We start from the raw sequence: 5,857 nt of genomic DNA, 5'->3' as shown, positions 1-5,857 counted from the left end.
CTGGCGCGCGCGGCCGGCGCCGCGGTCGGCTTCGACCTGGCCCACGCGATCGGCAACGTGCCGCTGCACCTGCACGATGCCGCGCCGGACTTCGCGGTGTGGTGCCACTACAAATATCTCAACGCCGGCCCCGGCGCGGTCGCCGGCGCCTTCGTGCACGAGCGCCACGGCCACGGCGACACCCCGCGCTTCGCCGGCTGGTGGGGCCACGACAAGCGCACCCGTTTCCGCATGGCGCCCGAGTTCGTCGCCGCGCCCGGTGCCGACGGCTGGCAGCTGAGCAATCCGCCGATCCTGAGCATGGCCCCGCTGCGCGCCTCGCTGGACCTGTTCGAGCGTGCCGGGCTGGACGCGCTGCGGCAGAAATCGCAGCAACTGACCGGCTACCTGGAGACGCTGATCCGCGCCCGCCTGGCCGACACCCTGCAGATCATCACCCCGTCCGACCCGGCGCAACGCGGCTGCCAGCTGTCGCTGCGCGTGGCCGGCGGCCGCGAACGTGGCCGCGCCCTGTTCGAGTACCTGCAATCGGTCGGCGTGCTCGGCGACTGGCGCGAGCCGGACGTGATCCGGATCAGCCCGGTGCCGCTGTACAACCGCTACCGCGACGTCTACCGCTTCGTCGAGGAAGTGGAAACCTGGGCCGGCGTCTGAGCCGCCTTCTTCGCGCGGCGGCCTGCCGCGCCTTCCGGACACCGCATTGAACGCATCCCCCCGCAGCATCACCCTGATCGGCGCCGGCCTGGCCGGCTCCCTGCTCGCCATCCTGCTCTCGCGCCAGGGCTGGCAGGTCACCGTCTACGAGCGTCGTGGCGACCCGCGCGTGCACGACTACGAGCGCGGCCGCTCGATCAACCTGGCCCTGGCCGAACGCGGCCTGCACGTGCTGCGCCAGGCCGGCGCCGATGCCGCGGTGATGGCCAAGGCGGTGATGATGCGCGGGCGCATGGTGCATTTCGCCGACGGGCACCAGCAGTTGCAGCGCTATGGCCGCGACGACAGCGAGGTGATCTGGTCGGTGCACCGCAACGATCTCAACATCACCCTGCTGCAGCTGGCCGAGCAGGCCGGCGCGCGCATCCACTTCTACCGGCGCCTGCACACGGTGGATTTCGATGCCGGCTATGCGCGTTTCATCGACGACCGCGACGACCAGCCGCACGACATCCGCTTCGACAGCATGATCGGCGCCGACGGCGCCGGCTCGGCGCTGCGCGCGGCGATGCAGCGCAAGGCGCCGATGGCCGAGCACATCGAGTTCCTCGACCACTCGTACAAGGAACTGGAGATCCCGCCCGGCGCCGACGGCGGCTTCCGCATCGAAGCCAACGCCCTGCATATCTGGCCGCGCGGGCACTACATGTGCATCGCCCTGCCCAATCACGAAGGCACCTTCACCGTCACCCTGTTCCTGCCCAACAAGGGCGAGCCCAGCTTCGCCACCGTGCGCAGCGGCGAGGAGGCGCTGGCGCTGTTCGCGCGCGACTTCGCCGATGCGCTGCCGCTGATGCCGCAACTGGCCGAGCACTGGGAGCAGCATCCGCCGGGCCTGCTCGGCACGCTGCGCCTGGAGCGCTGGCACCTGGACGGCCGCGCAGTGCTGCTGGGCGACGCCGCGCACGCGATGGTGCCGTTCCACGGGCAAGGCATGAACTGCGCGTTCGAGGATTGCGCGGCGCTGGCCGCGCACCTGCAGCGCGAGCCGGACCTGGCGCGCGCCTATGCCGCCTTCGAGGCCGAGCGCAAGCCCAACGCCGGCGCGATCCAGCAGATGGCGCTGGAGAACTACGTGGAAATGCGCGACCGCGTCGGCGATGCCGGCTTCCTGCTGCAGCGCGAACTCGGCCAGGCCCTGCAGGCGCGGCATCCGACCCGCTTCGTGCCGCACTACACCATGGTCACCTTCCTGCGCACGCCGTACGCGCAGGCGCTGGAACGCAGCGAAGTGCAGCGCGACATCCTGGTCCAGGCCACGCAGGGCCACAGCGACCTGTCGCGGATCGACTGGAACTGGCTGGAGGGCATCGTGCACGCGCGGCTGGCACCGCTGGAGGGGGCACATTGAACCGGCGTAGCCTATCCGGACACCCGCTCCTACAAGCGTCCCCACACTCCTAGCCTCGCCTGCCTCGCACCATTCGATTCGTCATGCCCGACAGCTTCCTCTTCTACGACCTGGAAACCTTCGGCGCCGATCCGCGGCGCACGCGCATCGCGCAGTTCGCCGCGGTGCGCACCGATGCCGAGCTCAACGTGATCGAGGAGCCGATCAGTTTCTTCGTCAAGCCCGCCGACGACCTGCTGCCCTCGCCGGTCGCCACCCTCATCACCGGCATCGCCCCGCAGCAGGCCTTGCGCGAGGGCGTCAGCGAAGCCGAGGCGTTCGCACGCATCTCCGAGCAGATGGCGCGGCCGCAGACCTGCACGCTGGGCTACAACTCGCTGCGCTTCGACGACGAGTTCGTGCGCCACGGCCTGTTCCGCAACTTCTACGATCCCTACGAACGCGAGTGGCGCAACGGCAACTCGCGCTGGGACCTGCTGGACATGCTGCGGCTGATGCACGCGCTGCGCCCGGAGGGCATCGTCTGGCCGCAGCGCGAGGACGGCGCCACCTCGTTCAAGCTGGAGCAACTGGCATTGGCCAACGGCGTGCGCGACGGCGATGCGCACGAGGCGCTGTCCGACGTGTACGCCACCATCGGCATGGCCCGGCACTTCCGCCGCAGCCAGCCGCGGCTGTGGGAGTACGCGTTGAAGCTGCGCGACAAGCGCTTCTGCGGCAGCCTGCTCGACGCGGTAGCGATGCAGCCGGTGCTGCACGTGTCGATGCGCTATCCGGCCGCGCGCCTGTGCGCGGCGCCGGTGTTGCCGCTGGCGCGGCATCCGCGCATCGACAGCCGGGTGCTGGTGTTCGACCTGGAAGGCGACATCGAGCCGCTGCTGCGCTATTCGCCGGAACAGATCGCCGATCGCCTGTACACCCCGCAGGCCGACCTGCCCGAGGGCGAACAGCGTATCCCGCTCAAGGAAGTGCATCTGAACAAGGCACCGGCGCTGGTCGCCTGGGCCCACCTGCGCGAAGCGGATTTCGCCCGGCTGCGGCTGGACCCCGCGCAACTCCTGGCCAAGGCAGAGCGCCTGCGCGAAGCCGGCCCGGCGCTGGCGGAGAAGGTGCGGCGGGTGTTCGCCAGCGAGCGCGCCGCGGTGCCGGCCGATGTCGACGCCTCGTTGTACGACGGCTTCCTGGCCGATGGCGACAAGCGCACGATGGCCCAGGTCCGCGCCACCCCACCGGCGCAACTGGCCGCGCTGGAAGGCCAGTTCCGCGATCCGCGCCTGCCCGAACTGCTGTTCCGCTACCGCGCGCGCAACTGGCCGCAGAGCCTGTCCATCGCCGAACAGGCGCGCTGGGACGACTACCGGCGGCAGCGCCTGCAGCAGGAAAGCGGCCTGTCCGAACTGAGCTTCGACGCCTTCTACGCGGAACTGGCAGGTTTACGCCTGGCTCACCCGCAGGATGCTACCAAGCAAGCCCTGCTCGACCAGTTGGCCGCCTGGGGCCACGACCTGCAACGCAGCCTATGACCAGCTATTTCAGCGACGCCAGCTTCAAGTTCCTGCGTGCCCTGGCACGGCACAACGACAAGGCCTGGTTCAACGACAACCGGCACAAGTACGAAGAACACGTGCGCCAGCCGTTCCTGCGCCTGATCACCGACCTGCAGCCGGACCTGGCCCAGGTCAGCGAGCATTTCCGCGCCGACCCGCGCGGCGTCGGCGGCTCGCTGTTCCGCATCCACCGCGACGCGCGCTTCTCCCACGACAAGTCGCCGTACAAGACCTGGCAGGGTGCGCGCCTGTTCCATGAGCGGCGCAAGCAGGTGCCGGCGCCCTCGTTCTACATCCACCTGCAGCCGGGCGAGAGCTTCGTCGGCGCCGGGCTGTGGCATCCCGAGCCGGACACGCAGCGCAAGGTGCGCCAGTTCATCTTCGACAATCCCGGCAGTTGGAAGGCCGCCGCGCATGCGCCGGCGCTGCGCCGCCGCTTCGATTTCGAGGAAAGCGAGATGCTGGTGCGCCCGCCGCGCGGCTTCCCGGCCGACTTCGAGTGCATCGACGACCTCAAGCACAAGAACTGGGTGTTCTGGCGCCAGCTCGACGACGCGACCATGACCGGCCCGCGGCTGCGCACGCAGGTCGCCGCCGACCTGCAGACGCTGGGCCCGTTCGTGGACTATCTGTGCGCGGCGCTGGACCTGGAGTTCTAGAACGGCAGTGCTTCCCCGTCGGAGCGGATTCAGCGGCGACAGGCATTTCCGGTCACGCGTCGCGGCTAATCCGCTCCTGCAGAACGCCCACACGCAAGGAGACATGCGATGAAGAAATGGCTGGCCTTGCTGTTCCTCGCCCTGCTCGCCCTCGGCGGCTACGTCGTCGCTGGGCCGTACCTGGCCATCCGCGGCATCGACCAGGCGCTGCGCGAGCGCGATGCCGCGGCACTGGAGCGCTACGTCGACTTTCCCACGCTGCGGGTCAACCTCAAGGCCCAGGTGGACGATGCGCTGGTGCGCCGCGCCGGGCCGGAGCTGCAGTCCAGCCTGTTCGGCGGCGCGCTGCTGTCGCTGGCCGGTGGCCTCGGCGGGATGAGCGTGGATGCGCTGGTCACCCCGACCGGCATCGGCGCGCTGATGCAGGGCGACGCGCTGTGGAAACGCGCCAGCGGCGACACCGTCGGCGGCGATACCTACGCCGCGCCGCGCCCGCCGCAACCGTTGCGCCAGGCCGAACACCGCTTCGAATCGACCACGCGCTTCGTCGCCACGGTGCACACCGCCGACGGCACCGCCGTGCCCTTCGTGTTCACCCGCGAGGGCCTGCGCTGGAAGCTCAGCAACATCCTGTTGCCGTTGTAGGGCGACTTGCCATCGTCCTGGCGCGTGGTGTCGCCCGGGACCGCATGCATTGTCTCCCCCCGTCGTGCTTGCACCGGCGGCGGCATGGCGTGGACTGAACCGTCTGGCCGACGCAGCCATCCCCCGACAGCGCAGCCCCGGCTAACGCACCCCGTCCGCCCCCGTCCTGCCCGCCATCGCCTGCTGCACGCGCCGGAACGGCGTGCGCAGTTGCCAGCGCGCCGACCACGGCAGGCGGGCCAAGGCCGCGTGCGCGTCCAGCGCCGGCAGCGCACCGGTCCAGGCGAACACCACCTGGTTGTCCATCTGCGGCTCGTCCAGGCGCAGCACGCGGCCGCCGAACAGCGCGCGCAGATGCGCCAGGTGGCGGCGCGTGTCGGTGTCGTACAGGTTCACCGCCAGCACCCCGCCCGGTGCCAGCGCCGCGTGGCAGTCCTCGTAGAAGCCGCGGCTGAGCAGCGCGGCCGGGATGCCGTCGGCGTCGTAGGCGTCGAGCAGCAGCAGGTCGTAGCGATCGCGCCGTTGCCGCAGCAACCGCGCGCCGTCGCCGTGCACGGCCTCGAAGCGCGCATCGTCGTCCGGGATGCGGAAGGCCGCGCGCAGGGTCAGCACGTCGGCGTCGGCCTCGATCGCCTCGATCCGCGCCTGCGGCAGGTGCCGATAGCAGAACTTGGCCTGCGAACCGCCGCCGAGGCCGACGATGCCGATCCGCCGCGGGTCCGGGCGCAGCAGCAGCGCACCGAGCATGCTGCGGGTGTAGCCCACCTGCAGCACGTCCGGCCACCAGGTGTACATGCGGCTCTGGGTCACCTCGCCCTTGAACTGCAGGCTGGTGTAGCGCCAGCCGTGGCGCACGTAAGGCCGCCCGGGACGCAGGTCGGCAGGCACGCCCGCTCCCTGCCGCAGCAGGCGGCGCAGCGCGGCCCAGCGGCCGCCGCCGG

Annotated in this window: 6 protein-coding genes; 5 read left to right on the top strand and 1 reads right to left on the bottom strand. The window is 70.6% G+C overall.

Going from position 1 to position 5,857, the window contains the following annotated elements; all coding sequences use genetic code 11:
- The 5 genes from kynU to D183_RS0107450 form a co-directional block, all read left to right on the top strand.
- Positions 1–654 (top strand): kynureninase (gene kynU / locus D183_RS0107470; RefSeq protein ID WP_017908454.1); only part of this gene is annotated, 654 nt, incomplete at its 5' end.
- A gap of 46 nt (positions 655–700) precedes the next feature.
- Complete coding sequence (locus D183_RS0107465) at positions 701–2,065, top strand: FAD-dependent oxidoreductase (protein WP_017908453.1); 1,365 nt, start codon at positions 701–703, stop codon at positions 2,063–2,065.
- A gap of 83 nt (positions 2,066–2,148) precedes the next feature.
- Positions 2,149–3,588 (top strand): exodeoxyribonuclease I, encoded by a 1,440-nt coding sequence (gene sbcB / locus D183_RS0107460; protein WP_017908452.1) that lies wholly within the window; start codon positions 2,149–2,151, stop codon positions 3,586–3,588.
- A complete protein-coding gene (locus D183_RS0107455; protein WP_017908451.1) occupies positions 3,585–4,271 on the top strand; it encodes a DUF2461 domain-containing protein in 687 nt (228 codons plus the stop codon). The genes sbcB and D183_RS0107455 overlap by 4 nt, the downstream gene beginning before the upstream one ends.
- Positions 4,272–4,379: 108 nt before the next feature.
- Positions 4,380–4,916, top strand: coding sequence for a DUF2939 domain-containing protein (locus D183_RS0107450; RefSeq protein WP_017908450.1), 537 nt, complete (start codon positions 4,380–4,382; stop codon positions 4,914–4,916).
- 141 nt (positions 4,917–5,057) lie between these two features.
- Here D183_RS0107450 and D183_RS0107445 read toward each other — a convergent pair.
- Positions 5,058–5,857: fused MFS/spermidine synthase (locus tag D183_RS0107445; RefSeq protein ID WP_017908449.1), on the bottom strand; the 800-nt coding region annotated here is incomplete at its 5' end.

Source organism: Xanthomonas sp. SHU 199 (assembly GCF_000364665.1).
Lineage (GTDB): Bacteria > Pseudomonadota > Gammaproteobacteria > Xanthomonadales > Xanthomonadaceae > Xanthomonas_A > Xanthomonas_A sontii.
The sequence above is the reverse complement of the archived record's forward strand: the minus strand, read 5'-3'. Positions and strand labels throughout refer to the sequence as shown.